Here is a 362-nt window from a genome sequence, read left to right as displayed (position 1 = left end):
GAATAGACCAGCAAGCAATAGATGAAACCCTGTATGACAATAAAGAGTTTGGTGCAGGGGGTGGCATCTGGACTGGAGTTCTTAATCGTGTAAAAAGTGAAGTTTTCCAATACACTATTTCGAACATTCTAAACTATAATAAAATGTATGGGAACCATGGGTTGGACGTTCTGCTCGGTCAGGAGTCGCAGGTTTCTGAGATGAATTCTATCAATGTATATGGTTATGACGTTCTCGACAGTGAATTACTGTCGGCAAGTAGTATTGGTGCTCTATGGTCGCATACTGGTTATGCAGAAAATTACTCTTTACTCTCCTATTTCTCACAGGTGGCTTATAACTATAACCAAAAATATTATCTC

Annotated in this window: 1 protein-coding gene; it reads left to right on the top strand. The window is 39.2% G+C overall.

The window, feature by feature from the left end; all coding sequences use genetic code 11:
- Positions 1-362: hypothetical protein (locus HC176_RS17725; protein WP_167920325.1), on the top strand; the 362-nt coding region annotated here is incomplete at both ends.

The organism is Tamlana crocina (assembly GCF_012037625.1).
Note: the sequence above shows the minus strand (reverse complement) of the source record. Positions and strands in the feature narration are given on the sequence as shown.